Raw genomic sequence first — 25,155 nt, 5'->3', positions numbered from 1 at the left:
ACAAGAAGAAAACGGAAATAAAACATGCCGAAAACACTCCATTTTCGTCTGGCTGAAACTTTTTTGCCTACAAAAAAGAAAAACAAAAGGACAAAGAAAAACACTTTCCGCTTACAGCCATCTGAAAACACGGGCGGCAAACATGCCGTTCCGCCCCTCTTTGTAAAGTGCCAAGCGGATTTTCCTGTCCATTTGCCCGAAAGCCGATGCACGAGATTCGCGTATTCCGGCGCGACTTCCCTGCCGGCTGTATATAACGGATTCTCACACGGACAGGTTTGTCATTTTGACAGCCGCCGCCTTTTCCCGAACCGTCCGCCGATTTTTCTTTTCAATTCGGAAAACAAAGTAATCTCCTTACGAATCGCCGAAGCCGAAAGCCACACGCTGACACCTAATACGCATCCGCCTGCTGCGACCTTGAGCCATATTTCGGGCTGCATGCCCAAATACAAAGCCGCCGCCACGCAAAGAAACTGCGCCGCGATGAACGAACGTGCCGCCTTGTCAGACTTGAAGCCGTAGCGTCGCCCGTATACGGCATAAATCATCCACCAATCGAACACTCCGGCCAAAGCCAAGGCAATTCCCGTGCCCAAAATACCCGCGTACACAAAACCGACCATCACGCACACGGCCATAAAGATGTCGTAGGCCGCCTCCATGCACAAATACATGACGGCATCGCCTTTGGCCAACGAAGTATAAGCCACGGGGAGCGTCATCGATTTGAAAAACATGTGCATGGAAGCACACACCGCCATGCCTGTCATCGGTAAAAAAGAAGAGGTATACAACAACCTGACAACCAACGGCATGGATATCATGAATAAAACAAGAAAAGGCGACATGAGCAACACGCAGACTTTTATCTGCCGGTTGATGGCCAGATTCATCCGCCCAGCATCGGCATGTACCGACGACAAACGCGGAAAGTAATCGGCCTCTACTGCCGTGAACACCACCCCGGCGTAGGCAAACACCAGATTATAGCCCATGCCGTACAACCCCACGTCGGACAACGAGCCCCAATTGGTAATGAAAAGCGAAATCCCCATCCCTACCGACATGTTCACCACCATGGCCATGATATAAGGCACGCCAACGCGTACCATGCTCCATCCCTTGCGGAAATACTCCCGGCTCAGCAAGTCCACGCACCAAGGAAAAACAGGCAAGGAAAGGCACAGATGGACGACCATTATCCCGAACGTGCTGACAACCAATGCTGGTACAACTCCCGAAATTCCCCAAAAGCAATAAAAAGGAATCGTCAACAACAAAGTGGCCGCAGCCCCCAACACGGAAATCACAGCCACGCGCTTCAACCGCCGGACGGCTTTCAAGATAGAGATTTCACCCACCGTAACGGCCATAAACCCCATAACGGGAGAAAGCAAACAGAGAGAAAGGATATGGGATGCATCGCCAAAAGCCCAATAACTTATGGCAGGCGACAACAGCAGGCACAACAGCAGGCCGGCCCCCCCCGTCCATACGCTCCACGTACGCACCACTTCTACCTGCCGGAGAACTTTTTCCGGATGGTTTCCTCCGTAAAATTCCGCAATCTCCTTAATGGAACTGAACGAAATGCCCAGATTCGACGTGTTGTGCAGGAAACCGATGACGCTCTGGTACAAAGCCGAAAGTCCCACTCCGGCTGTACCGAGCAGAACGGCCGCCAATTTGTTACGCACCACGTTGACCAATATCGTAAGCACCTGTATGCCTCCCAGAAAACCCGTGTATTTTACGATGTGGTCGTAAGTCGCGTCTTCCCGGGCTTCCGTTTCTTCCGAGGCCGTCAAACCGTCTTTTATTTCTTGTGTCTCACTCATAATATAGGAGACAAAGATACGGCATTTCCATTTATTTTCCGTACCTTTGTCTAAAAATATCATGAAAGTCCTATTACTTGGCGAATATAGTAACGTGCATTGGACCTTGGCACAGGGTCTACGTGCCTTGGGGCATTCCGTCACAGTAGTGTCGGACGGTGACGGTTGGAAAAACTATCCTCGCGACATCGACTTGCATCGGAAGTCTACAGGAAAAATGGACACGATGGATTTCCTTTTCCGTGTGGCCCGGGTTCTCCCTTTCATGAGAGGATATGATGTGGTGCAACTCATCAATCCTATTTTTCTCGAACTACGCGCGGAACGCCTGTTACCCATTTACCGTTTCCTGCGCCGGCACAACCGGAAAGTATTTCTCGGGGCATTCGGCATGGACTATTACTGGGTAAAAACAGGGTTGGACCGCCAAGTATTCCGTTACTCCGACTTCAACATCGGAACGGAAATCCGAATGAACCCCGACAACGACCGGTTCATCGCCGAATGGCTGAACGGCCCCAAAGGCAAACTGAACCGTTTCATAGCCGACGATTGCAACGGCATAGTCTGCGGCCTCTATGAATACGACGCTTGTTATCGGCAGCACTTTCCGGAAAAGACGCAATTCATCCCCTTCCCCATCAACTTGTCGGAAACCACGCCACACATCCCCCATCCCGAAACGGAACGGACGCGTTTTTTCATCGGCATACAGCGCAAACGGAATGCTTACAAGGGGACAGACATCATGTACAAAGCATTGGTGGAATTAGCCGCACGTTATCCCGACCGGATAGAAATCGTGAAAGCGGAATCCGTACCGTTTGCACAATATAGCCGGATGATGGACCACAGCGACGTGTTGTTGGACCAACTTTATTCCTACACGCCGGCCATGAACGCCCTGTGCGCCATGGCCAAGGGTCTGGTTGTCGTAGGAGGGGGTGAAGAGGAGAATTATGACATACTGAGGGAAAAAGAACTGCGCCCTATCGTCAACGTACTCCCTTCTTTTGATGACGTGTACGCTAAACTGGAAAGACTTATACAGCATCCTGAGGATATCGCCCGACTGTCTGCGGAAAGCACGCAATACGTCCGTCGCCATCACGACCACCTGAAAGTAGCGGAACAATATGTCGAATTCTGGAAGAGTAGAACTTAAAACATTGAAGCCTTAAAAGCGAAGCATGAAACTCACCATCATAATTCCTGTATACAAGGTGGAAGCCTACCTTGACTTCTGCCTGAAAAGCATCGTCCGGCAAAACGTGGAAGACTATGAAGTCATCCTCGTGGACGATGGTTCGCCGGACGGAAGCGGAGCACTTTGTGACGCATGGTTACGGAAAGACAGACGGTTCCGTGTCATCCATTGCCTTGAAAACCGTGGCCTGAGTGCGGCGCGCAACAAGGGACTGGATGAGGCACAGGGAGAATATGTCACATTCATTGACTCTGACGATTATATCTCCCCGAATACACTGCAAGCCAATATGGAATTGTTGGCCTTACACCCCGAAGCGGATGTCCTGGAATATCCCGTATGCGTTTACCACGGTACGGCAAAAGCCTACCGCTACATGCCCGGAGCATGCGAAATCACGGACTACACCGGATGGGCACGCCGCAAAGGTTACATACATAGTTATGCTTGGAACAAAATTTATAAACGCTCGTTGTGGAAGTCTCTCCGCTTTCCGGAAGGCAAATGGTATGAAGATGTCTTCACCATCCCGGCCGTATTGCGCCAAGCACGATGCATCCTGCGTTCGGACAAAGGGTTATATTATTATTGCAGTCGCCAAGGTTCTATCTCCAACACTTTCTGTGACAAGGGTATCAACGACCTTCTTCAGGCCAACCTCATGTTATATCACACTTTGTCGGACAACACTGACCTAAGCGAACAGGATTTGGACGAGGCTTACTTACACTTGTGCGACCACCAAATCATGCGGATACAATTCGGAGGATACTTGTGTATCCCCGAACGCAAGATACCATTACACCGCGCCTTGTTTACCCCTCGTCCGCTGAACTACCGAATTAAAGCTATACTGAAAGCACTCAGCGGCAACCATTATTGCAGCATTGTGGCACGAACCCGTAAAGTACTAAAGCGATGAACAAACCGTCAATCAGTTTCATTATCCCTTATTACAAGGTAGAGCTTCCGCTGCTTGCCCGCGCCATAACAAGTATCTTGCGCTTGGGACAAAAGGCCGATTGGGAAGTTTGGGTCATAAACGACGGTACGCCCGGACACGAAGCGGAAGACTACCTCGGTTCACTGGACGACCCGCGTATCCATTACTATGCCCAACCCAACTCAGGATTAGGAGGGGCAAGGAATACGGGCATTGAAATGGCTCAAAAGGAATATATTCAATTTTTAGATGCGGATGATTTTCTATTCCAAAAAGCTTTTTCCAAAATCTTGGATGTTTTAGGAGAAAAACATCCGGAGCTTTTGTCATTCGAGTTTAAAAAAGTCTATCATACGGGATTATGGGATACGAATGTCCCGACTTGGCAAACAGTCTTTCAAGGAAGCGGAACTGATTTCATGCTCAAACACAATTTGCACGGTAGCGCTTGTGGCTATATATTCAAAAAGTCTGCACTCGGTGACCTGAGGTTCACATCCGGAATTTACCATGAAGACGAAGAGTTCACCCCACTCCTATTCCTAAAGGCACGGCATGTCATCATAACCAACCTGCCGGCTTATGCCTACTTTCAGCGACAATACTCGATTGTACACCATCCTGACCGAAAAATCATAAAAAAACGTTATTCCGATTTGCAGCATATCATTCTTTGCCTCACAGACAAAGGCCGACAAATGGAAGGCAATGCCGCCATAGCCTTGAACAGACGAATTGACATGTTGCGCATGTCCATGGTGTACATGCTGTTAGGCGACAGTCCAGACACGGCTTTCCTGCTCGAAACACTGGAAAACATGAAACGGGCGGGACTGTACCCCCTTACCCCACGTTTCTACTCTTTCCCTTACACCATCGTACGTTGGTGTACTTTTAAACCATTATGTGCCGTCGTCCTCAGTAAAATGTTTCGTCTTCTTCAATTGCGCCATGCAGGACATGCCTCATAGCTGACCGATTGTTTGCACAACAACAAAATAACATAAAAAGAGTTTATGAAAGAAGTATATCACAAAGTATTTGACTATCTTTGTACTGTTCTAATTATAGAACTTTAGTTTAAAGGTATTAGAAAGGTATTTGGCAAGTCCTCGTACGTGAGTATAGGGACTTGTTTTCTTTTTTATAAATCATACAACCCACACTCATATTCTTAGTTCAGCAGAATAAACAAACAGAAAAGCGGTTACATTGAAATGTAACCGCTTGATTTCCAATTTGTAGCGTCTACGGGAATCGAACCCGTGTTGCATGCGTGAGAGGCATGTGTCCTAGCCGCTAGACGAAGACGCCTTGGAGCGGAAGCTGGGGGATTCGAACCCCCGGTACGGTAACCCGCACGTCAGTTTAGCAAACTGGTGGTTTCAGCCACTCACCCAAACTTCCTTGCTTCCTTGGATTGCCCCTGCCTTTCAGCAGGTGTTTTCCTGAATTGCGATGCAAAGGTAGCTCCTTTTATTTAAACTTGCAAGCCTTTGGAGCACTTTTTTCCAATAAAACTCAAAAAGTTTTCTCTTTCCTCTATGTCTGATGAATCAGATAAGCCAAATAAACCAAATAAACTGCCACCATGACTCCACCTTCCCAACGCTCAATCGTCCGTTTTGTATAAGAGAAACACCAGAGAATCAGGATACTTAAAAGCATAAGCCCTAAATCGAAATATGAAATACTCCCCACGGGCATCGGGGATACGGTCGCACAAAAGCCCATCACAAAGAAAATATTGAAGATATTGCTTCCTACCACATTCCCTATTGCAATGGCAGAACTTCCCTTCTTGGCTGCCACAATAGAAGTGGCAAGTTCCGGAAGCGACGTCCCGGCGGCCACCAAAGTCAACCCCACTACCGTTTCGCTTACTCCCATACTGAGCGCAATCTCTGTAGCCGCATCCACAAATAAGTTTCCCCCGAACACAAGACCGGCCAATCCCAATATGACATAAAGGAATATACGACCGTAAGACATCGGAGCTATTTGCAAGGCCTGCGGCTGCTCGCCTGCACCGTCTTTGTTACGGGCGATGGAAAACGTATAGAACATGAATACGGCAAAGAACCCCAACAGCATCAATCCGTCGGTACGCGAAATCAGGTTCTCAAATTGTCCGCCGTCCAACACCACATCCAATGATACGACGATGAGGGAAGACGTAGCCAAAATAGCAAAGGGAATATCTTTGTGAATAGTAGACTTGCTGATGATAATGGGACTGGCTAAAGCCGAACACCCCACAATCATTAACACATTAAACGTATTGCTTCCCACTATATTACCGATAGAAATCTCACTGCTTCCTTTCAATGCCGACATAAAACTGGTCACAAACTCCGGCAACGACGTCCCAAAGGCCACTACCGTCAAGCCTATCACCATTTCGGTCACGTTGAACCGCCGCGCCAAACCGGTTGCACCGTCCGTCAACTTGTCGGCACCGAGCAATACAAGCGCGATGCCGACTAAAAGTAATACTACTGTTAAAAACATACCCCCGGCTTTTTAGTCCCGACGACCGAGGAAGATCATGACATAATATAATAAGGTGGCCAAAGAACCTAAAGCCGCTACGACATAAGTATACGCGGCAGAACGAAGAGCCGATACGGCAGCCCCATAATTCCGGTTATTCGTCACGCCGGCCTCACTCAACCATTTGACGGCACGACGGCTTGCATCGATTTCTACCGGCAAGGTTATAAAGCTGAACAAGGTCGTGGCAGCAAACAAAATGATTCCGAACAACATGATTTGAGGGAACACATTCAGCGTAAACATCCCGATGAGCAATACCCACATCATCCAATTGGAAGCAAAAGAAATGACCGGCACCAGACTGCTCCTCATCTTCAACGGAGCATAAGCATGGGCGTGCTGCACGGCGTGGCCGCATTCATGTGCCGCCACAGCTGCCGCTGCCACACTGCACGTGCCATATACATCTTCACTCAAATTGACCGTTTTGTTAGCCGGATTGTAGTGGTCGGTCAGCGAGCCCGACGTACTTACCACTTCCACGTCATATATCCCGTTGTCATGCAACATCTTCACAGCGATGTCACGTCCGGTCAATCCTCCGTCGATAGGAATTTTCGAATACTTTTCGAACTTGTTCTTCAAATTAGCCTGTACCAACCAACTGGCCAAGGCAATACCGATAAAAAGAATCCAATACATATTATATTTATTAAATGGTTTTATAAAGTAATAATTCAAACATCATGCCAACGCACGCAAAAATAGCGAAGAAATGTTGAATACGATAAATAAAACAAGAATAAGACCGGTCTTTTTTGAATAATTAGTATATTTGTAAGTCAGTATTCACAAATAAGCATAAAACACATGAGAAAAGGTCTGATATACCCCTTGCTTTCAATGGCGGCCGCAACAAGCCTCTTGACGGGATGTACCGGTGGGCAACAAAGCAAAGACTATATGGAGGAGAATGATTCTGTGACGGTTTATCCGCCCGACACGGCTTTCTACGGTCATTTGGGAGAAGGCACGGGGATGAGCAGCCTTGAGCTTATTACCCACGACGGCGACACATTGGCGTTAAACAAGACCAACGAAAAAACGGGGGAACCGGGACGTATATTGGGCGAAATAGCGAACTACACAGACCAATATGCCATTACGACGTGCGATGACAACCAAAGTGTAAACGTGGCCTTGAACATCAACCAACTCACACAAAGAAACTGGCAATCGGACACTGACAAACAACACGGATTCCAATTGGAAATGAACGGTAAAGCCCGGTCTTTATCTGCCGGCACATACCACTACAACCAATGGAGCCTGTACAACTGCAAATTAATTCTGTTACAGGAAAGCGAAGGCGTACACGGAACAGCAACGAGAAACGACACGTTGGATATTTTAAAACTGACACCGGACTCCTTAATACTACAAAGTAGCCGCAAGAAGATTCCCGAGAAGTTCCATCGCATATCATAAAAGAAATATTATGGCTGGCAATAAAGACAAAATGGTAAAGTGCTACGACTGTAAGCACGGCAAATACATGCAATGGATGAAAAACCCCATTATCTGTGAATGCAACTGGACCGGCGAACGCTACGTGGCCGAAGCCAAACGGCTGTGCAGCCGCTTCGAAGAAAATACAAGTCGGGAAACTCCCGAGGTCACACATTATGACCACTATTAGAAAGTTTCCCGGTTGTAATGAGCAGTCAGGCTTATTTGGCGCCCACGCATTCCACTTCCACCAACGCACCTTTAGGCAATGCCTTCACGGCAACTGCCGAACGTGCGGGAAAAGGTTCCTTAAAGAATGTGGAATATACCTCGTTCATAGCGGCAAAATCTGCCATATCTGCCAAAAAGACCGTAGTCTTGACCACGTGCGACAAGTCGATGCCGGCTTCCGCCATGATATGGGCGGCATTTGTCAATGCCTGACGGGTTTGTTCTTTGATACCGCCTTCGACAAATTCCCCGGTAGCCGGATCAATAGGTATTTGGCCGGAAGCAAAAACAAATCCATTCACTTCAATGGCCTGACTGTAAGGGCCGATGGCAGCTGGTGCCGATTTCGTGTGTAAAGCTTTCATAAAATCCTTTTTTATTTATATTAGTTTTAAACCTGCATTTTTCAATGCAAGCTGGAGTTCCTGTACATGTTCCGCATTACGAGTTTCCACCTGGACCCGCAACCAACAGGCCGTGACGTTAGACGTGTCATCATTCCGCTCGTGATACACGCTTATGATATTCGCTCCCACCGACGCGGCAATCTGGCTGACCACGAACAACTGCCCCGGCTTATCGTCCAGTTCCACGCAAAAGGTGTATATCCGCCCGCTTTTGGAAAGCCCGCGGTTAATCACGCGGCTCAATATCGTCACGTCGATATTGCCGCCGCTCACGACACAAACGGTCTTGCGCCCTTTTACGGGCACCTTGTTGAACATGGCGGCAGCCACACTGACGGCTCCGGCTCCTTCCGCAATCAGTTTATGCTGTTCTATCAATGCCAGGATTGCGGCACATATCTCATCTTCCGTCACCGTCACGACCCCGTCGAGATACTGTTTGCATGTCCGGTAAGTAAGTTCCCCCGGCTCTTTCACCGCTATCCCGTCTGCAATCGTAGACACTGCGTCCAAGCATTCTATTTTCTGGTGTTCGAGGCTCCGCAACATGCCTGGTGCCCCACAGGCCTGTACGCCATACACCTTTATCTTCGGGTTCAAAGTCTTGATGGCAAAGGCGATTCCACTGGCCAATCCTCCGCCTCCTATCGGCACAATCACTGTATCCACGTCCGGCAACTGTTCAATCAGCTCCAAACCAATCGTTCCTTGTCCGGCTATCACCTTCTCGTCGTCGAAAGGATGTATGAAGGTGTACCCGAATTCATCACGCAGTTCCAAAGCCTTGCGGTAGGCGTCATCGTACACGCCGGGTACCAAACAAATGTCGGCCCCCAACCGACGTGTAGCTTCCACCTTACTGATTGGTGCCCCCTCTGGCAAGCATATCAGAGATTTAATGCCATATTTGGCAGCCCCGAGTGCCACCCCCTGGGCGTGATTCCCGGCCGAGCAGGCAATCACGCCCTTAGCCTTCTCCTCATCGCCCAACTGAGATATCTTATAACAAGCTCCCCTCAGCTTGAAAGAGCCGGTCACCTGCAAATTTTCGGGTTTCAGGTAAATCTCACTTTCCTGATTGATTTTGGGCGCATAAATCAAATCCGTCCGGCGCACCACATTACCTAAGACGTATCTTGCCCTGTAAAAGTCATCCAAATTCAACATAGTCGTATTTTTATATGCAAAAATGCAAAAAAGAATTCAAACAACCTCCTTCATACGTGTTTTTATGTACCTTCCCGACAAGTATTCTTCCCGAAAACCCGTAATTAATCAGAAAATCCATTTTCAATCATTGTTTTTTTTCTTTCAAAGCGTTTTCCATGGCACATTTTTTTGTATTTTTGCGCAGGATTATTTTACCCGAATCAAAAGAACGGAATTTGTTGAATCAACTAAAGAAAGGATAAAAATGAAATTTACAAAAATTGCTACCGTCCTGGGAATGGCTGCCGTTTGCACACCTGCACTGGCCCAATACGAGGGGACAAGAGTATACGACCGTATCGGTCACGGGCAAGACAGTATCACGACCTTAGGAAATATCGTAGCCTACAAGGACAGCTACAAAGCTCAAGATTATGCCGGTGCATACGAACCATGGAAAGCCGTGCTCACCAAAGCCCCTTGCGCGGAAGTCAGCACGTATGCCTATGGCGCCATGATTTTGGCCAACGTATTAGTCAAAGAACCGGATTTGACCAAGAAAAAGGCTTACTTCCAAGAACTGATGGACATGTACGATACGCGCCTGAAGAACCTTGACGCACTGAACTCCTTTACCAAACCGGACAAGCGCGCCACTAAAGGCGACATTCTGGCCCGTAAGGCTTTCGACTATGCTTATTATGGCGCGGGCGTGGCCGACGGTTATTCGTTGGACAAAGCCTACACCATGTTCCGCGAGGGCATAGACCTTATTAATAAGGATGGCGCAAAAGAGGTTCCCGGTTTCGTATTGGATAAATTCTTTGAAATCTCATATCAAAGATACATGGCCGACTCCACCGCTTTCCGCGAACAGTTCCTGAAAGATTATATGGAAAGTCGCGAGGCCTGCCAAGGCATGTTGAGCTTGGCCAACGAAGCGACAGATTCCGTGGCAGCCAAAAAGATTGTGGCACAGTACGACCCGACGCTGAACCGCATCGAAACCTTGTTCGCCCAATCCAAAGCAGCCGACCGCGAACAGCTCATTGCCATCTTCGGTCCGAAAATCGAAGAGAACAAAACGAATCTGGCTTATCTGAAGTCTGCGCTTACCTTGCTTTCGGCCAACAACTGCGATGACACCGACATTTATTTCAAGGCAGCCGAATATGCCTATAATATTGAGCCGAGCTACGAATCGGCCATCGGTACGGCACAAAAGTATTACAAGGACGGAAAAGTGGCCGAATCAGTGCAATATTATGATAAAGCCCTTGAATTATGCCCTACCGACCAGACCAAAGCGGCCATTGCATTGAAGATTGCCAATGCCGTGTCTAAAACGGGAGACTCAGCCAAGGCATTTTCATATTTGGACAAAGCCGTGCAATACAATGCCAAAATTGCCGGAAAGGCTCATTTGGTACGCGCACAGATTCTGGCCTCATCCAAAAACTTCTCAGAGGCTATCTCCTATTGTACGAAAGCAGCCCAGGAAGACGTCAGCATCTCCGGATCGGCCAACCGTCTGAAAGAGAAGATTCAGGAAGTACAGCGCAAGAATGCAGAGTACGAGAAGGCCAATGCCGAATATAAGGCCCAGAAAGCAAAAATCGAGAAAGAAGAAAACTTCTGGAAAGCCGGAGGCAAACAATAATCTACGGAACATCCATCAAAAAACTCCGTAAGAAAGGATATGGCAGGCAGAGGGGGCAGCAGGACCTTTCTGCCTGCTTTCGTTTTCGCCCTTAAAGGAAACAAGTACACAGCCGGACATACACTTCGCAAGGGATACGGGACGTAAATATTTCAGACAAAAGAAGTGTATTCCGCATAGTACTGGTTTTCAACGGTTTGAGATTGGAGAAAAAATCTCCTGAGAATGAAAAATCAATCTCAGCCAAACGAAAAATCATTCGGCTGAGATTGATTTTTCGTTTGGCGCAGAAAAGGGAACCATTCTTCGTTGTAAAATAAAACGTAGCCCACTACCCTATTATTCCCCTCACCGTCTACTGCCCACCAAAGAAAACAGCCCCAAGCCTCCTTGTCTTAACTTTTTTTAAAATACAGGCTTATTGTAATTCCCTTCCCGATGGAAATACATGTTGTGTTTCTACCAGAGGAAACTCTGCCCCACGTTCCAAAAGCAAAATGACGAACGATAAAAAACTGATTTCCTGTATACAAGAAAAAAAACTCCCGAATTAAACCGTACGACAGACATACCCCGTATATTTCTCCAAAATAAGGCGAAACCCCGCACCTTATCATACTTAATATGAAAAGTATTCCCGAACAGCCCTGATTACATGTTATATAACATAAAACAGGAAGCTCCCATTCCCCTCCCGCCATACTATCTTTGTATGCAAAATACGACAATACGATGAAAAATCCCCTACGCGTCGACGAAATGATCAATCCTCACGTCTCTGTTGACTGTGTCGTATTAGGTTTTGACGGCGAACATCTTAAAGTGCTTCTCGTAAAGCAAACCGGCCACGAAGAAAACGGCTACTATAATAACATGAAATTGCCGGGCAGTCTGATTTACAATGACGAAGACTTGGACGAGGCGGCACAGCGGGTCCTCTATGAACTGACAGGGCTGAATGAGCTTCACCTCATACAGTTCAGGGCGTTCGGTTCCAAGAACCGGACCAACAACCCGAAGGACATCAAATGGTTGGAACGCTTTCACCAATTAAACCAGAAAGTGGAACGCATCGTCACCATCACCTACCTGACGATGGTAAAAATCGACAAGAAACTTACCCGTTTGTCCGACCGCTACGAAGCTTGTTGGATGGACATTGATGCGCTCTGCCCCTTGGCTTTCGACCACAACCTGATTATCGGTGAAGCACTGTGGTTCGTGCGGCAATACGTGCAGACGCAACCCGCAGCCTTGTTCGACCTTCTCCCTAAAAGATTCACAGCAGCCGAGCTCCGCAGACTTTATGAGACGATATATGACCGGAAATTCGACGTTCGCAATTTCCACAAACGGATTGCCCAAATGAAATATGTGCTTCCTCTGGAGGAATTCCAGACCGGCGTAGCCCACCGGGCCGCGCGGTACTACAAATTCGACCGTAAGCTGTACAACAAGCTGCACGGCATGGGCAAGTCGTTCAACCCGGACGAGCATAATGAAATTTATTAATTTAACATCAAACGAATCATCATGAACTTGACACAAGAAGGAGACAGACTGTATTTGTACTCCATTACCACCGTAGCCATCTTGGGTGGACTGTTGTTCGGCTACGACACGGCAGTGATTTCCGGTGCCGAAAAGGGGCTTGAAGCCTTTTTCCTCACCGCGACGGATTTCCAGTATGACAAGGTGATGCACGGCATCACCTCGTCCAGTGCATTGATCGGTTGCGTCATCGGCGGCGCCATATCCGGTTACCTGGCCTCCCGCCTGGGGCGGCGCGATTCCCTCCGTCTGGCTTCCGTCATGTTTTTCCTCTCCGCATTGGGTTCCTACTATCCGGAGTTTCTTTTCTTCGAATACGGAAAGGCCAACTGGGACTTGCTGATTGCCTTCAACCTCTATCGTGTGTTGGGCGGAATCGGTGTCGGGTTGGCTTCTGCTGTCTGTCCGATGTATATCGCCGAGATTGCCCCTTCCCACATCCGCGGCACACTGGTGTCGTGCAACCAGTTTGCCATTATCTTCGGCATGCTCGTAGTCTATTTCGTCAACTATATGATTATGGGCGACCATCAGAATCCTGTCATCCTGAAAGACACCGTAAGCGGTGTGATGTCTGTCAGCCCCGAATCCGACATGTGGAGCGTGTACGAGGGTTGGCGTTACATGTTCGGATCCGAAGCTTTCCCGGCTGCCTTGTTCGGCCTGTTGCTGTTCTGCGTCCCCAAGACTCCCCGCTATTTAGTGATGTGCGGTGAAGACGACCGTGCGTTTGCCATTTTGGAGAAAATCAATGGCCGCAATGTGGCCGGAAAGGTACTGGAAGAAATCAAACAGACGTCCAAGGAAAAGACTGAAAAGCTGTTCACTTACGGCGTGGCAGTCATCGTCATCGGCATTCTGCTCTCCGTCTTCCAACAAGCCATCGGCATCAATGCGGTGCTTTACTATGCCCCCCGCATATTTGAAAGTGCCGGTGCCGAAGGAGGCGGCATGATGCAGACCGTCATCATGGGTGTGGTCAACATCCTTTTCACTCTGGTAGCCATTTTCACCGTCGACCGTTTCGGACGCAAACCGTTGCTCATCATCGGTTCCATCGGTATGGCTGTCGGTGCTTTTGCCGTAGCCCTTTGCGACCAGATGGGCATCAAAGGCATCGTTCCGGTTCTGTCCGTCATCGTGTACGCTGCATTCTTCATGATGTCATGGGGGCCGATTTGTTGGGTTCTCATTGCCGAGATCTTCCCCAACACCATCCGTGGAAAAGCCGTAGCCATCGCCGTAGCGTTCCAATGGGTGTTCAACTACTTGGTGTCTTCCACCTTTCCGGCTTTGTACGATTTCAGCCCTATGTTCGCTTACAGCCTGTATGGCATCATCTGCCTGCTTGCAGCCCTGTTCGTCTGGAAGAGCGTGCCCGAAACCAAAGGCAAGACATTGGAGGACATGACGGCACTCTGGAAGAACCGCCTGAAAAAGAAAGCATGAACCTAACGGCGGCTTCTGCCGCAAGGTCCATCCCGTAATAGGAAACTCCTCCGGCCGACTACCGCAAAGCGATGTCAGCCGGAGGAGTTTCCTATTTCAGTTTCTGCTCGGGCTGTCCTCGTTCAGGAGTTCCTGAATTTCGCTACCACCCGTTCGTATGTCGGAGCCTCTATCCCCTGCTTCCGGCAGGCATCCAACATGTCGAACAACTGCCCTTGTATTTCAGACTCCCGTCCTTTCTTCAAGTCTTTCTGCAAAGAAGAAGTCGTCTGTGGGTCTAAGGCATCTATGACTCGCAGGTTAGCCGCCACAGGGTCTTCCCGGAAACGGATGCCCAGGCTCTCTCCCAACGCCTTGCTCTCTTTCGTCAGGCCGATGAACACTTCCCGTTCCTCACCTTCTCTCTGTACGGCTCCCATCGGTACGTCAAAGAAAGCCCCTGTTCCGGCCATCGCGCTGATAAATCCCCATTTGGCAAAAGTATCCCGGTCTATGTCATCCGAAAGAATCGCTTTCACTCCCGCGTCCGCCAACACGCGGCGGACTGTTTCGAGCTCTTCCGGAGAAACACCGTCCCCGGGACGTGCCCCGAACACAAGTTTGCACACCTGGCCGCTCTGTGTCACCTCGCCCGGAGCCTGGATATATCCTACGATATAAATGCAACCGTCGATGACCCGTGAACCGGGACAAGCACGGGCAATTCGCGGCCCCGAACCGTACACATTCAGGATGGGCAGCACCACGGTATGCCCATCCGAGGCACGGATGATGCAATCCGCCACGGAATCGACGGAATACCCTTTCACGCAGACCAATATCAGCTCGGCCTTCCCCCGATAAGTTTCGGTCGTAGCCACACCTATCTCTCCCGGACGTTCCTCTGCCCCGTCGTAAACATAACACGGGACAACCTGCTCTCCTTTGATTCCCGAATGGAAACGCAACCCATGCGCCAACATTTTTTCCTTGTGCTCCCCGCGAGCCACACACGTTACTTCATTCCCGGCCAAGGCCAACAGAGCTGCCAAAGAGCCGCCCACGCCTCCGGCGCCTATCACTAAACATTTCATAATCTCAAACTTACTTTTCCGTATCTTTTATTTCCGTCAATACACGTTCTATCTCGTACGTCAAGTCCTCCGACGTTGCCAAAGGAGAGTCCGTAAAAACCGCCCGGACGACCCGCGACGCATCCACGACGTAGATGCGGGGTATGGACGAATAAGCAAACAAATGGTAAACCGTGCGGTCGGTCTGTGCGGAAAAAGGTATCGTAAGTCCGTTGTCCGCCCAATACTCTCCGACAGCTACCGCGTCCTGATCCCGGCTGATGGCCATAAAAACCATACGGCCGTCCGCTCCGTACCTTTCGTACATTTGTTGTACGAGCGGAAATTCACGGCGACAATCCCCGCACTCCGTATTGAAGAACAATATGAACGAAGGTTGCCCTTGCAAACTTCCGCTCTCCACCACCCGTCCGTCATTCATCACTACGGTAAATTCCGGCAACACGTCTCCCACTTCCACCGCATCCGGCTGCATGCCGGCATCTTCCTTTTCATTGACGCAAGAAGAAACCAGGGACAGTAATCCTATAATAAAATAACGTACGTCTATTTTCATGTCACACATCCTCACAAAACCTATCGGCAAATATACTATTTTCCGAAAGAAGAAAAAAGCTTTGCATGCAGATATTGAAGAAGCCCGCCCGACAATACCGGGCGGGCTCACCTGCTCTTGATGTGTCCATTCCGTCCTACCGGACGAATTTCACACTCCTTACCGTATTTCCGTCCGTCACGCGGACGATGTAAATGCCCGGAGCCAACGGAACGGTATTTATCGTATGCGTACCGGCTCCTAACCGGGTACGCATTACCGGACTACCGGCCATCGTGCAAACCGTCATACCGACCTCACTCCCGGACGTAACAGCAATGCCTGAACGCGTCACGTCTACCGTGAATGCCGCATCGCGCACCACAGTCTCGGAAATGTCTGTTTCGCCTCCGTCCCCAGCCACCTTTTCCAATACGAACGGGAAGTCGGAAGGCATCTTGTCAGCCTGGTCGCAAACCAACGTCTCGCCGTCGGTTTCCCAATAATAAGAACCGTAACGCTCCGGTGTACGCACGAAGCATTCCAAATCTTCTCCTCCTACTAACGTATATAAATAGAAGCTACTACGCGCTTTGCTGTAAACGCGGTCGGTCAGCGCCCCTTCGTTGTTCAGATAAGCCGAATCATTGTGATTCTGTATTTTATATCGTTCCATGTCGTCCAGCCAAGTGTAATGCCAAATGAAAGCAGTAGAATCCCCTTCTCCTTCCAATGTCTCGAACTTCATCGTACGGCTGTTCAGGTATTTCCCCGTAGAACGTTCTTTCATACGATAATAACCGTCGTCCAAAGAACGGCCTTCTTTATACACCTTGACTTCAAAATCAAAATGAGCCTCGTATGTCTTTATGGAAGATGAAGTGTCTATCCAGTCCAAATGGCGGTAGATGGATGATTGTACGTTCTCAAAAGAAACGGATTCCGTATGCTCGCCGGAACTCCAAGTATAGACCCCGTCCCGATAACGGACGGAAGTTATCTTACCTTTCATTACCACATCATGCCCTTGTGTGACGATAGCCCGCAAAGTTTCCTGCTCTTCCCCGTCCACCGTTAACGTGGGTATTACCACCGAATTCTTAATCGTGAATTCCCGGCTTATCTCTACGCCGGATTCGTTGGTCAGCACGACCTTGAATGTCTGGTCGGAATTCCCTTGCCGGAATGTATAAGACCCACCGGATCCCAACAGCTTGCCCTGACTGTCATACCATCTGGTGGAAACCACATAGTTCCAATTGGCATAATCAGCCCCAAGGGTCACGTCCCTTCCGTTTACGGCACTGAACTCGCTCGTCTGGTTCATGCGCACCCCGTCGTACTCCACCCATGGAGTCAACGTGGCACGAATGCCCTCTCCATATACGGAAATGCAAAACATCTGCACACTCTTCACCCCCTGCGTATTGGTGTAAAACAAACGATAAACACCCGAAGCATCGGCCGTGATGTCGCGGCTCGCTCCTTTCATGCCGTCTTCCCATTCCCAGTTTCCCGTATCGGTTTCGCCGTCAGGTAAAACAGCCCGCAAGGTTAACGGCGTACCCTTCTTCACTTCTTTCATCTCGGCGTATGGGCGTACAGCGCCGTCTTGTACTATTTCCGGAGAAAGCACGGTGGGCTTCGTCTCCTCCGTCACCGTCTCGTCCGAATGCATCAGCGTCCCGAATCCCGTATGGTCGAAACCGCCGCTATTCGTTCCGTAGGAACCACCTCCGGCCTCTACCCCTACAATCTTGGACATCCGCGTGCAGTACTCCATCGGCATTCCCATACGGTTCTGATAGTGATTGATGAACAACTGCCATATCGGCCGCCATTGTCCACGCCCCGTACCGTTCAGTCCCCCCATCCACCAATTCTGCGTGTAAGGAATATCGGCGGGGTCTACTTGATTACTGTTGTACATAGCCACATATTCCGCCGCACCGGCCACCATGGTCCGCCCCGCCTCACCCGGAATCAAAGGGTTATATAAGTTACAAAAGGCATTGTCTCCCTGATTGTAAGCCGACTGAAGGGCGTATGACAACAAGCCCAACGCCGCCATGGCATGTCCCTGGTCGCGACCGCTCTCTTGCATCTGATTCAAGTATCCGAACGGACCACGGGCATCTTCGTGAAACCAAGGAATAAGTCCCCAACCGTAACCGCACATGCCCTGGTCTTGCTTCACAGGATGACTGTCGCCCACATAAAGCGATTCATTGCCCGGCCCTTCTTTTATCCAGTACATACCGTAATTATAAATGTCCGGCAAATCGGCGAAGATGCCCAACGACACACAGAAAAGGGCATTTCCCAATCCCCAATTACTGTGGTAGTGATACCAGTTGCCTTCGCGCACTACGGTATCGTGCCTACGTTCCAGAAAGTCTTGTGCCGTAGTGAACCACACGTCGATCATCCACTGCTTGAAGCGTTCGAAATCCTCTTTCTTCCACTTCTCGTAATCACGCATCAGCTCGGCTGCATTGAGGAATTGGTAACCGATAAAGCCAGGCACCAAGGACTGGTTTGTATTCCCTCCGATTCCCTTGGTAATCGCTACATACTGGTTCAACACATAGACAGCCCGTTCTGCCCACTGTGTCTCGCCTGTTATTTTCCAAAGCAAGGCACACTGGTAAGCCTTGGCCGCATTACGATAGGCGTTCATGTAGTTTTCGTCACCGGCAATTCCGCGCTTGATATATTCCGTCACTCCCCAAATGTCATTCACGCCCTTGTTGGCCACCCAACTGTTCTTCAACACCTCGAAAGCTTTTAGCGTCTCAGTGTCGTTTGCCGCCAGACGTTCTTTGATTTGGTCAATGTCGTTTTGGCTATGCAAAAGTCCGGGATGGACGAATGTCCCTTGGGCGTATACCCCACCACCTCCGGTGCTGAAAAGCAAAGCCACCGTAAAAAAAGATAGTTTCTTCATAAATGATAAATATTGGTTTCCGTTCTTATTTCTAATGCTTTCTGTACAGTTTACGAACGACGGCTAAGAAATCCGCAAAAGTACACATTATTTAACTATTCAGGATGCCAATCCCCCCAACGGAAAACGAAGATAACAAAAAGCCACCCGGCGGAATAAACTTTCCGGCAGGTGGCTGAATACGAATCAGTCTGGTATCTGCTTAATAACGGATATCCAACTCTTTCAAAATAGACGAGATTTTCTCCATCGTGGTCAACCGTGTAGGCACCAAAGGCAGACGAAGTTGGTTTTCAATCATTCCCATGGCATGGAGCATGGCTTTCACTCCAGCCGGATTGCCGTCCACAAACAACAATTTGAACAATTCGGCAAACTTATGATGAATGATACGGGCATGCTCGTAATCCCCGTTCAGCGTCATGCGGACCATACGGCTGAATTCAGCCGGCAGAGCATTACCTATCACGGATATCACCCCTACAGCCCCCAAAGTAATCAACGGGAATGTGATGCCGTCATCTCCGGAAATCACATCGAAATTATCCGGTTTGTTCTTGATGATGTCGTCCATCTGCGTGATGTCCCCACTGGCCTCCTTGATGGCCACTATATTCTCGAAATCTCGAGCCAGGCGCAATGTAGTCTCCGCACTCATATTGACTCCCGTGCGCCCCGGTACATTATACAATACGACCGGCACGGGCGAAGCCTCCGCTATGGCCTTGAAATGCTGGTACAACCCCTCCTGCGAAGGTTTATTATAATAAGGACAAACCGACAAGATGCCATCGATGCCGCTCCAGTCCCCTTCTCTCAGGTCCTTAACCACTGCTGCCGTGTTATTTCCACCGCATCCCATCAACAATGGGACACGGCCGGCCACACGCTCCACAAGCTTCTTTTTCAATATCTTTTTCTCGTCAGCCGAGAGGCAAGGTGTTTCGGCTGTCGTTCCCATGATACACAGGAAATCCACGCCATTCTGTATCTGATATTCCACCAGACGGGTCAGTGCCTCATAGTCCACCTCACCATCCGACTTAAAAGGGGTTATCAAAGCAATTCCCAACCCCTTGAACTTATTTTGTGCCATAGTTTAAGTAGTTCTATCTATTTCGCGACAAAAATACAAATAAAATCCCATAATGCAAACAATCTTTCACGATTCTATCTTTTTCAAGAACTCTTCTTCCGAGAGGATAGGAATATCCAATTTACCGGCTTTCTCCAGTTTGGCCGGTCCCATATTGGCTCCGGCCAACACGAAAGAGGTCTTTGAAGAAATGCTGCCCACATTCTTTCCGCCGTGCTGTTCTATCATGGCTTTATATTCGTCGCGCGAATGCAGCGAGAACACCCCGCTCACCACAATGCTCTGCCCGGACAACTTGTCGGAATGGCTACTCAATTCTTCGTCGGAAAGCTCCATCCGGACTCCTTTTTCCCGCAAACGGCGCACCAAATCGTGGTTGGCTTCATTAGCAAAATAGCGAATCACACTCTCGGCTATCACCACACCGATTCCGTTTATCTGCAACATGTCTTCCAATGATGCCGAAGATAGCGCGTCCATCGACTTGAAATGACGCGCCAAAGCCTTGGCCGCAATTTCACCGACAAAACGTATCCCCAAAGCAAATACCACGCGTTCGAAAGGAACTTCCACGGAGTCGGCTATCGAGCGGACTATCTTTTGCGCAGATTTCTCACGCGTACCGTCACCGTTGATTTGTTCCACACGGATGTCGTACAAATCGGCCACATCGCGTATCAAGCCACGGCGGTAGTAATCATCCACGGTTTCGGGCCCCAGGCTGTCTATGTTCATGGCACGGCGGCTGATGTAATGCTCTATGCGCCCTTTGATTTGCGGAGGGCAAGCCGTGTCGTTGGGACAATACCATGCGGCTTCTCCCTCGTAGCGCACCAGTTCTGCCCCACATTCCGGACAACGGGTGATGAACTCGGCCCTTGGACCCGTTTCCGCTCCACGCGCATCAATGTCCACACCGACGATTTTGGGAATGATTTCCCCTCCTTTTTCCACATACACCATGTCCCCGATGTGTAAATCCAACTGCTCCATCACGTCGGCATTGTGCAGAGTGGCACGCCGTACGACCGTACCGGCCAACTGCACCGGATCCATATTGGCCACCGGCGTCACCGTTCCGGTACGTCCGACCTGGAAGGTCACAGCATTCAGGCGCGTACGGGCACGCTCCGCCTGAAACTTGTAAGCAATGGCCCAACGGGGACTTTTGGCGGTATAGCCCAACGCACGTTGCTGCCTCTGGGAGTTGACCTTCAGCACGATGCCGTCTGTAGCCACAGGCAGGTTCTTGCGCTCCACGTCCCAATAATCTATGAAATCATAAATGCCTTGAAGGGTAGTTACTTTCTTCATCCTTCCGGAAATCTTGAATCCCCACGAGCATGCCGCCTGCAAATTTTCATAATGCCCGTCAAAAGGAACGTGTTCCCCCAAAAGGTAATATAAGTAAGCATCAAGCTTCCGCTGCGCCACCACCGCTGAGTTTTTGCTTTTCAGCGTCCCCGAAGCCGCGTTACGCGGATTGGCGAAAAGCGGTTCTTCGCGTTCTTCGCGTTCGCGGTTCAATGCCTCGAAGCTCGTCCACGGCATCAGGATTTCCCCACGGATTTCAAACTCTTCGGGGTAACCGTTCCCGTTCAGACGAAGCGGAATGCAGCGGATGGTCTTGACGTTTTCCGTTACATCGTCGCCCTGTACCCCGTCGCCCCGCGTCACGGCACGCACCAATCGCCCCTGCTCGTAAGTCAGCGAGATGGAAAGCCCGTCGTATTTCATTTCACAACAAATCTCGAACGGCTCGCCTTCCAAACCGGAACGGACCCGTTCGTAAAAGTCGGCCACCTCTTGCTTGTTGTACGTATTGGACAACGACAACATGGGATAGCGATGGGGCACCTGCACAAACTCCTGGTTCAGGTCGCTCCCCACGCGCCGCGTCGGCGAGTCCGGGTCGTCAAATTCGGGATGGGCCGCCTCGAGGTCTTGCAACTCCCGCATCATGCGGTCGAACTCTTGGTCGGAAATCTCCGGGGCGTTCAATACATAATAATTATAGTTGTGGCGGTGCAATTCACTGCGAAGCCGCTCTATCTGTTCCTTTACTTCCATTTGCATTCAATGATAAACCCTGACGGGGAGACATCGCGACCCTGTTCCCGCGAACGGCTCCCCCCGTCATTCGCATAAGCAAAGATAGTCAATTCGCAGAAAACGCCCAAAGGCGCAAAGAAAAAAGAAAAGCATCCTTTTCCGGCACAACCTGTCAAAACGTCAATCCCATACCTTCGAGAATCGTCCATTCGCTCCTCCCTTCGGCCTTGATGGCAAATAAGCGACGCACGCGCCTCCCGAAAAAATCAAAAAGACAGCCTGAAAGCTTTTTCACAAAACAAAAGCAAACGGAAATCGCCTGTCCTCCGCTTCTTTCTTCTTTCGGTGAAACCTGTAAGGTGGAACCGCCAACATTCTGTTCGTAAATTCTTGTCGGCGAAAAACAGGAAAATAGAACGAAAAAGCCGCAAAAAAGCAGTTTTAGTACGCTTCGTACAGCGAAAAATTCCATTTTCAGGCGGATTTTTTCCACGACATGCGGAGTAGCCGGAATTTATATGAGGAAAGAAATTTTTCGTTTGGCTGCAAACGATTTTTTTCTTTCCTCAAGGTAAATGAATATATACTGCATAAAACAGTAAAAACGAGACAAAAATTGCATACTTATACACTCCAACCTTTTTGGATTCTCCTAACTGCTGTCTTTTGAAAAGACCGATTTGGAGCTGAAAGTAGCAAAATGTCAGACTCATCATTTCTAATCCGGCCGATTATACTTACCTTTGTCCCTTAAAAAAGAATCGTGGAAACAATGGAGGTAGCAATCATAGGCGGAGGAGCGGCCGGCTTCTTTCTGGCCGTCAACCTGAAAACATTCGCGCCGCAAGTGCAGGTCACGGTATTCGAAAGACAGGCGGATGTATTGAAAAAAGTACTGGTTTCGGGCGGCGGACGTTGCAACCTGACCAATACTTTTGAAGGTGTGACAGACCTGAAACAGGTCTACCCCCGTGGACATAAGCTCTTGAAAGGGCTTTTCAAACAGTTCGGACATCGGGATGCCTACCGATGGTTCGAAGCGCACGGCGTGCCGCTCGTCGCGCAAGATGACCATTGTGTGTTTCCGACCGCACAGGATGCCCGTGCCGTAACCGGTTGCCTGAAAAGCCTTGCTGCGGAACTGGGGGTCACAGTGAAAACCTCCCACCGCGTGGAAACCCTCACGCCTAGCGGCGGGAAGTATGAAATTACTTTCCAGGATGTGCGCCAAGGCCGTCTGCTATTCGACTGCGTGGCCGTCACCACCGGTGGTTCACCGCGTGGCGAAAGCTTCGCTTATCTGGAACGGTTGGGGCATCGCATCGAAACGCCCGCCCCTTCTCTCTTTACGTTCAACATCGCCTCCCCGGCACTGCGCGGGCTGATGGGCTCCGTGGTGAACCCGGTATCGGTCGGCATCCCCTGCACCAAATTCAGGCACTCTGGCGCGTTGCTCGTCACCCATTGGGGCATGAGCGGGCCGGCCATCCTGAAATTGTCTTCCCATGCCGCCCGTCTTATACAAGAGAAAGCTTACCGCTTCCCCATTTTCGTCAACTGGACAAACGAGACTAACAGCGAAACCGTAACCGGCATCCTGCAAGACATGGCGCAACGCCACCCCCAAAAGAAAATCTCCGGCTTGCGCCCGTACGACTTGCCTGCGCGGTTATGGCATTACCTCATCGGTAAATCCGGCATCGCCCCCGACCGGAAGTGGAACGAACTGGGACACAAAGGGATTTGCAAGTTGGCCGACACGTTATGCAACGACCGCTACGACGTGGACGGCAGGAGCACGTTCCGCGAAGAGTTCGTCACGTGTGGAGGAGTAAGCCTCGAATCGGTACACCGACAGACGTTGGAAAGCAAGACCTGTCCCGGGCTTTACTTTGCAGGCGAGGTGCTCGACATTGATGGCGTGACGGGGGGATTCAACTTCCAAGCTGCCTGGACCACAGCCTACACTGTGGCACGGGCCATTGCCAGCCATATACCAACGGCATAAAAAGCGTCCTGCAAAGCCGGCCGTAAAAACCGCTTTGCAGGACAGAAAAATGAAAAACAGTGACCTTTACTTATTGAAGACGGAACTCCACGGGAATGGTGTAAGAAGCGTCTACCGGCTCTCCGTTTACTTTTCCGGGAGTCCATCTCGGCATTTTCTTCACGATGCGTGCCGCTTCTGCCTCCAACTGCTTCGCCAGATTCATCCGAACGGGTTTTGTCACGTCTATGACTTCCGTCGTGAACGTCCGGATATGGTCTGCATCAATCCGACCATCCGCCCTGACCATGAACTCACAATAAACCGTACCTTGCAGCAAAGCCTCTTGGCATGCCTTGGGATAACGGATATTCCGGGCGATGAAATCCCTCATGGCCGCCGCGCCACCGGGATAGCAAGGCATTGTCTCTGTACGGTAATACACGCCTTGATGCTTCATCTTGGCTCCCTCCAATTGCAGATAATAGGAAGCTGAATCTTTGGCAGCCTGAAGTTCAGACTTGTCCTTGTCGGTCATAAGGACCGCCTCCTTGAATTCCACCGCCTCGGGATTCAGACGGGAACGGTAAGAAGTAGTCACCACGACTTTTTCCATCGCCCCAGACTGTATGGCCACATTGGCCGAGCCGTTCTCCTTCTTGGCCGGAACGGATTTCTGTTTGGCCGGGATTGTTTTGGAAACCTTGGTTCCCTTTACTTCGCCTTGCACCACCGGACGCAAGCTTTCAGAAGACACGTTTTTCACTGTAGCCGACAAATCGGCCACCGTAACGGCAGAAATCCGATCCAGGCCTCCGTCTATCCGGCTTGTCATTTCAGGACGGGCAAATGCCACTGTGGCAAATGCGCCTACGGGCAGCAAATACATGTACTTCAATACCGCCCACTTGTTTGTTTTTTTGTTTGTCATCATCATGATACGTTTTTTAAGTGTACTTTGGGTCAAGCCGTTGGCAAAAGATTGCAGTCGGGAGCCGACGGCCTTTTTTATTAAATAAAGT

At 49.8% G+C, this 25,155-nt stretch carries 21 protein-coding genes and 2 tRNA genes; 9 read left to right on the top strand and 14 right to left on the bottom strand.

Going from position 1 to position 25,155, the window contains the following annotated elements:
• Nucleotides 1-281: 281 nt before the first annotated feature.
• Nucleotides 282-1,904 (bottom strand): oligosaccharide flippase family protein, encoded by a 1,623-nt coding sequence (locus AC5RDV_RS12095; protein ID WP_282747315.1) that lies wholly within the window; start codon nucleotides 1,902-1,904, stop codon nucleotides 282-284.
• Here AC5RDV_RS12095 and AC5RDV_RS12090 point away from each other — a divergent pair.
• The 3 genes from AC5RDV_RS12090 to AC5RDV_RS12080 are packed head-to-tail and all read left to right on the top strand — an operon-like array spanning nucleotide 1,903 to nucleotide 4,962.
• Nucleotides 1,903-3,006 carry a glycosyltransferase family protein gene (locus tag AC5RDV_RS12090; protein WP_282747314.1) on the top strand — a complete coding sequence of 368 codons (1,104 nt, stop codon included), beginning with the start codon at nucleotides 1,903-1,905 and terminating at the stop codon, nucleotides 3,004-3,006. The two genes, AC5RDV_RS12095 and AC5RDV_RS12090, sit on opposite strands and share 2 nt — an antisense overlap.
• A gap of 25 nt (nucleotides 3,007-3,031) precedes the next feature.
• On the top strand, nucleotides 3,032-3,970 hold the full coding sequence (locus AC5RDV_RS12085) for a glycosyltransferase family 2 protein (protein ID WP_282747312.1): 939 nt from the start codon (nucleotides 3,032-3,034) through the stop codon (nucleotides 3,968-3,970).
• Nucleotides 3,967-4,962 carry a glycosyltransferase family 2 protein gene (locus AC5RDV_RS12080; RefSeq protein ID WP_282747311.1) on the top strand — a complete coding sequence of 332 codons (996 nt, stop codon included), beginning with the start codon at nucleotides 3,967-3,969 and terminating at the stop codon, nucleotides 4,960-4,962. Before AC5RDV_RS12085 ends, AC5RDV_RS12080 begins: the two co-directional genes overlap by 4 nt.
• Nucleotides 4,963-5,233: 271 nt before the next feature.
• Here AC5RDV_RS12080 and AC5RDV_RS12075 read toward each other — a convergent pair.
• From AC5RDV_RS12075 to AC5RDV_RS12060, 4 genes are all read right to left on the bottom strand, one after another.
• Nucleotides 5,234-5,305 (bottom strand) — tRNA-Glu (locus AC5RDV_RS12075).
• A gap of 6 nt (nucleotides 5,306-5,311) precedes the next feature.
• A tRNA-Ser gene (locus AC5RDV_RS12070) sits at nucleotides 5,312-5,398 on the bottom strand.
• 135 nt (nucleotides 5,399-5,533) lie between these two features.
• Entirely contained in the window at nucleotides 5,534-6,502 is a 969-nt protein-coding gene (locus AC5RDV_RS12065) for a calcium/sodium antiporter (RefSeq protein WP_282747310.1), read from the bottom strand.
• A 12-nt stretch (nucleotides 6,503-6,514) separates the two neighbouring features.
• Entirely contained in the window at nucleotides 6,515-7,189 is a 675-nt protein-coding gene (locus AC5RDV_RS12060) for a zinc metallopeptidase (RefSeq protein ID WP_008625280.1), read from the bottom strand.
• A gap of 168 nt (nucleotides 7,190-7,357) precedes the next feature.
• Here AC5RDV_RS12060 and AC5RDV_RS12055 point away from each other — a divergent pair, with 168 nt between their 5' ends.
• Complete coding sequence (locus tag AC5RDV_RS12055) at nucleotides 7,358-7,975, top strand: lipocalin family protein (protein ID WP_008625282.1); 618 nt, start codon at nucleotides 7,358-7,360, stop codon at nucleotides 7,973-7,975.
• 10 nt (nucleotides 7,976-7,985) lie between these two features.
• Nucleotides 7,986-8,186 carry a hypothetical protein gene (locus AC5RDV_RS12050; RefSeq protein WP_008625283.1) on the top strand — a complete coding sequence of 67 codons (201 nt, stop codon included), beginning with the start codon at nucleotides 7,986-7,988 and terminating at the stop codon, nucleotides 8,184-8,186.
• Nucleotides 8,187-8,217: 31 nt separating this feature from the next.
• Here the strand turns inward: AC5RDV_RS12050 and AC5RDV_RS12045 are convergent, their stop codons facing one another.
• Both AC5RDV_RS12045 and ilvA read right to left on the bottom strand, forming a co-directional pair.
• Complete coding sequence (locus AC5RDV_RS12045) at nucleotides 8,218-8,592, bottom strand: RidA family protein (protein WP_008625286.1); 375 nt, start codon at nucleotides 8,590-8,592, stop codon at nucleotides 8,218-8,220.
• Nucleotides 8,593-8,607: 15 nt separating this feature from the next.
• The gene (ilvA, locus tag AC5RDV_RS12040) at nucleotides 8,608-9,801 is read right to left on the bottom strand and encodes a threonine ammonia-lyase (protein WP_008625288.1); all 1,194 of its coding nucleotides are present in this window, start codon (nucleotides 9,799-9,801) and stop codon (nucleotides 8,608-8,610) included.
• A 247-nt stretch (nucleotides 9,802-10,048) separates the two neighbouring features.
• Here ilvA and AC5RDV_RS12035 point away from each other — a divergent pair, with 247 nt between their 5' ends.
• From AC5RDV_RS12035 to xylE, 3 genes are all read left to right on the top strand, one after another.
• On the top strand, nucleotides 10,049-11,443 hold the full coding sequence (locus tag AC5RDV_RS12035) for a tetratricopeptide repeat protein (RefSeq protein WP_040602563.1): 1,395 nt from the start codon (nucleotides 10,049-10,051) through the stop codon (nucleotides 11,441-11,443).
• 732 nt (nucleotides 11,444-12,175) lie between these two features.
• Nucleotides 12,176-12,955, top strand: coding sequence for an NUDIX hydrolase (locus AC5RDV_RS12030; RefSeq protein WP_276788112.1), 780 nt, complete (start codon nucleotides 12,176-12,178; stop codon nucleotides 12,953-12,955).
• A 21-nt stretch (nucleotides 12,956-12,976) separates the two neighbouring features.
• The gene (gene xylE / locus AC5RDV_RS12025; protein WP_008625299.1) at nucleotides 12,977-14,443 is read left to right on the top strand and encodes a D-xylose transporter XylE; all 1,467 of its coding nucleotides are present in this window, start codon (nucleotides 12,977-12,979) and stop codon (nucleotides 14,441-14,443) included.
• Nucleotides 14,444-14,565: 122 nt separating this feature from the next.
• Here xylE and AC5RDV_RS12020 read toward each other — a convergent pair whose 3' ends face one another.
• The 6 genes from AC5RDV_RS12020 to AC5RDV_RS11995 form a co-directional block, all read right to left on the bottom strand.
• Entirely contained in the window at nucleotides 14,566-15,516 is a 951-nt protein-coding gene (locus AC5RDV_RS12020) for a ketopantoate reductase family protein (RefSeq protein ID WP_282747306.1), read from the bottom strand.
• A gap of 10 nt (nucleotides 15,517-15,526) precedes the next feature.
• Nucleotides 15,527-16,072, bottom strand: a complete 546-nt coding sequence (locus tag AC5RDV_RS12015) for a TlpA family protein disulfide reductase (protein ID WP_130892934.1) — start codon at nucleotides 16,070-16,072, stop codon at nucleotides 15,527-15,529.
• 136 nt (nucleotides 16,073-16,208) lie between these two features.
• On the bottom strand, nucleotides 16,209-18,998 hold the full coding sequence (locus AC5RDV_RS12010) for a T9SS type A sorting domain-containing protein (protein ID WP_282747302.1): 2,790 nt from the start codon (nucleotides 18,996-18,998) through the stop codon (nucleotides 16,209-16,211).
• A gap of 202 nt (nucleotides 18,999-19,200) precedes the next feature.
• Entirely contained in the window at nucleotides 19,201-20,094 is an 894-nt protein-coding gene (gene dapA, locus AC5RDV_RS12005) for a 4-hydroxy-tetrahydrodipicolinate synthase (RefSeq protein WP_276788121.1), read from the bottom strand.
• A gap of 66 nt (nucleotides 20,095-20,160) precedes the next feature.
• Complete coding sequence (ligA, locus tag AC5RDV_RS12000) at nucleotides 20,161-22,164, bottom strand: NAD-dependent DNA ligase LigA (RefSeq protein ID WP_282747299.1); 2,004 nt, start codon at nucleotides 22,162-22,164, stop codon at nucleotides 20,161-20,163.
• Nucleotides 22,165-22,318: 154 nt separating this feature from the next.
• On the bottom strand, nucleotides 22,319-22,639 hold the full coding sequence (locus AC5RDV_RS11995) for a hypothetical protein (RefSeq protein ID WP_282747298.1): 321 nt from the start codon (nucleotides 22,637-22,639) through the stop codon (nucleotides 22,319-22,321).
• Nucleotides 22,640-22,918: 279 nt separating this feature from the next.
• On the opposite strand from AC5RDV_RS11995, the gene AC5RDV_RS11990 reads away from it, so the two are divergent.
• Entirely contained in the window at nucleotides 22,919-24,154 is a 1,236-nt protein-coding gene (locus AC5RDV_RS11990) for a BaiN/RdsA family NAD(P)/FAD-dependent oxidoreductase (RefSeq protein ID WP_130892937.1), read from the top strand.
• A gap of 70 nt (nucleotides 24,155-24,224) precedes the next feature.
• Here AC5RDV_RS11990 and AC5RDV_RS11985 read toward each other — a convergent pair.
• Nucleotides 24,225-25,155 (bottom strand): energy transducer TonB (locus AC5RDV_RS11985; RefSeq protein WP_494222160.1); only part of this gene is annotated, 931 nt, incomplete at its 5' end.

Source organism: Paraprevotella sp., from assembly GCF_986071375.1.
The sequence above is the reverse complement of the archived record's forward strand: the minus strand, read 5'-3'. Positions and strand labels throughout refer to the sequence as shown.

What these genes read in the sequence shown, in the direction of transcription:
- AC5RDV_RS12095 (WP_282747315.1), bottom strand. Translation starts at nt 1,904, where the DNA reads ATGATATTTTTAGACAAAGGTACGGAAAATAAATGGAAATGCCGTATC.
- AC5RDV_RS12015 (WP_130892934.1), bottom strand. Translation starts at nt 16,072, where the DNA reads ATGAAAATAGACGTACGTTATTTTATTATAGGATTACTGTCCCTGGTT.
- AC5RDV_RS11990 (WP_130892937.1), top strand. Translation starts at nt 22,919, where the DNA reads ATGGAGGTAGCAATCATAGGCGGAGGAGCGGCCGGCTTCTTTCTGGCC.
- AC5RDV_RS12020 (WP_282747306.1), bottom strand. Translation starts at nt 15,516, where the DNA reads ATGAAATGTTTAGTGATAGGCGCCGGAGGCGTGGGCGGCTCTTTGGCA.
- AC5RDV_RS12035 (WP_040602563.1), top strand. Translation starts at nt 10,049, where the DNA reads ATGAAATTTACAAAAATTGCTACCGTCCTGGGAATGGCTGCCGTTTGC.
- AC5RDV_RS12090 (WP_282747314.1), top strand. Translation starts at nt 1,903, where the DNA reads ATGAAAGTCCTATTACTTGGCGAATATAGTAACGTGCATTGGACCTTG.
- AC5RDV_RS12030 (WP_276788112.1), top strand. Translation starts at nt 12,176, where the DNA reads ATGAAAAATCCCCTACGCGTCGACGAAATGATCAATCCTCACGTCTCT.
- AC5RDV_RS12065 (WP_282747310.1), bottom strand. Translation starts at nt 6,502, where the DNA reads ATGTTTTTAACAGTAGTATTACTTTTAGTCGGCATCGCGCTTGTATTG.
- ligA (WP_282747299.1), bottom strand. Translation starts at nt 22,164, where the DNA reads ATGGAAGTAAAGGAACAGATAGAGCGGCTTCGCAGTGAATTGCACCGC.
- AC5RDV_RS12045 (WP_008625286.1), bottom strand. Translation starts at nt 8,592, where the DNA reads ATGAAAGCTTTACACACGAAATCGGCACCAGCTGCCATCGGCCCTTAC.
- AC5RDV_RS12010 (WP_282747302.1), bottom strand. Translation starts at nt 18,998, where the DNA reads ATGAAGAAACTATCTTTTTTTACGGTGGCTTTGCTTTTCAGCACCGGA.
- AC5RDV_RS12055 (WP_008625282.1), top strand. Translation starts at nt 7,358, where the DNA reads ATGAGAAAAGGTCTGATATACCCCTTGCTTTCAATGGCGGCCGCAACA.
- dapA (WP_276788121.1), bottom strand. Translation starts at nt 20,094, where the DNA reads ATGGCACAAAATAAGTTCAAGGGGTTGGGAATTGCTTTGATAACCCCT.
- AC5RDV_RS12050 (WP_008625283.1), top strand. Translation starts at nt 7,986, where the DNA reads ATGGCTGGCAATAAAGACAAAATGGTAAAGTGCTACGACTGTAAGCAC.
- AC5RDV_RS12060 (WP_008625280.1), bottom strand. Translation starts at nt 7,189, where the DNA reads ATGTATTGGATTCTTTTTATCGGTATTGCCTTGGCCAGTTGGTTGGTA.
- AC5RDV_RS12080 (WP_282747311.1), top strand. Translation starts at nt 3,967, where the DNA reads ATGAACAAACCGTCAATCAGTTTCATTATCCCTTATTACAAGGTAGAG.
- AC5RDV_RS12085 (WP_282747312.1), top strand. Translation starts at nt 3,032, where the DNA reads ATGAAACTCACCATCATAATTCCTGTATACAAGGTGGAAGCCTACCTT.
- ilvA (WP_008625288.1), bottom strand. Translation starts at nt 9,801, where the DNA reads ATGTTGAATTTGGATGACTTTTACAGGGCAAGATACGTCTTAGGTAAT.
- xylE (WP_008625299.1), top strand. Translation starts at nt 12,977, where the DNA reads ATGAACTTGACACAAGAAGGAGACAGACTGTATTTGTACTCCATTACC.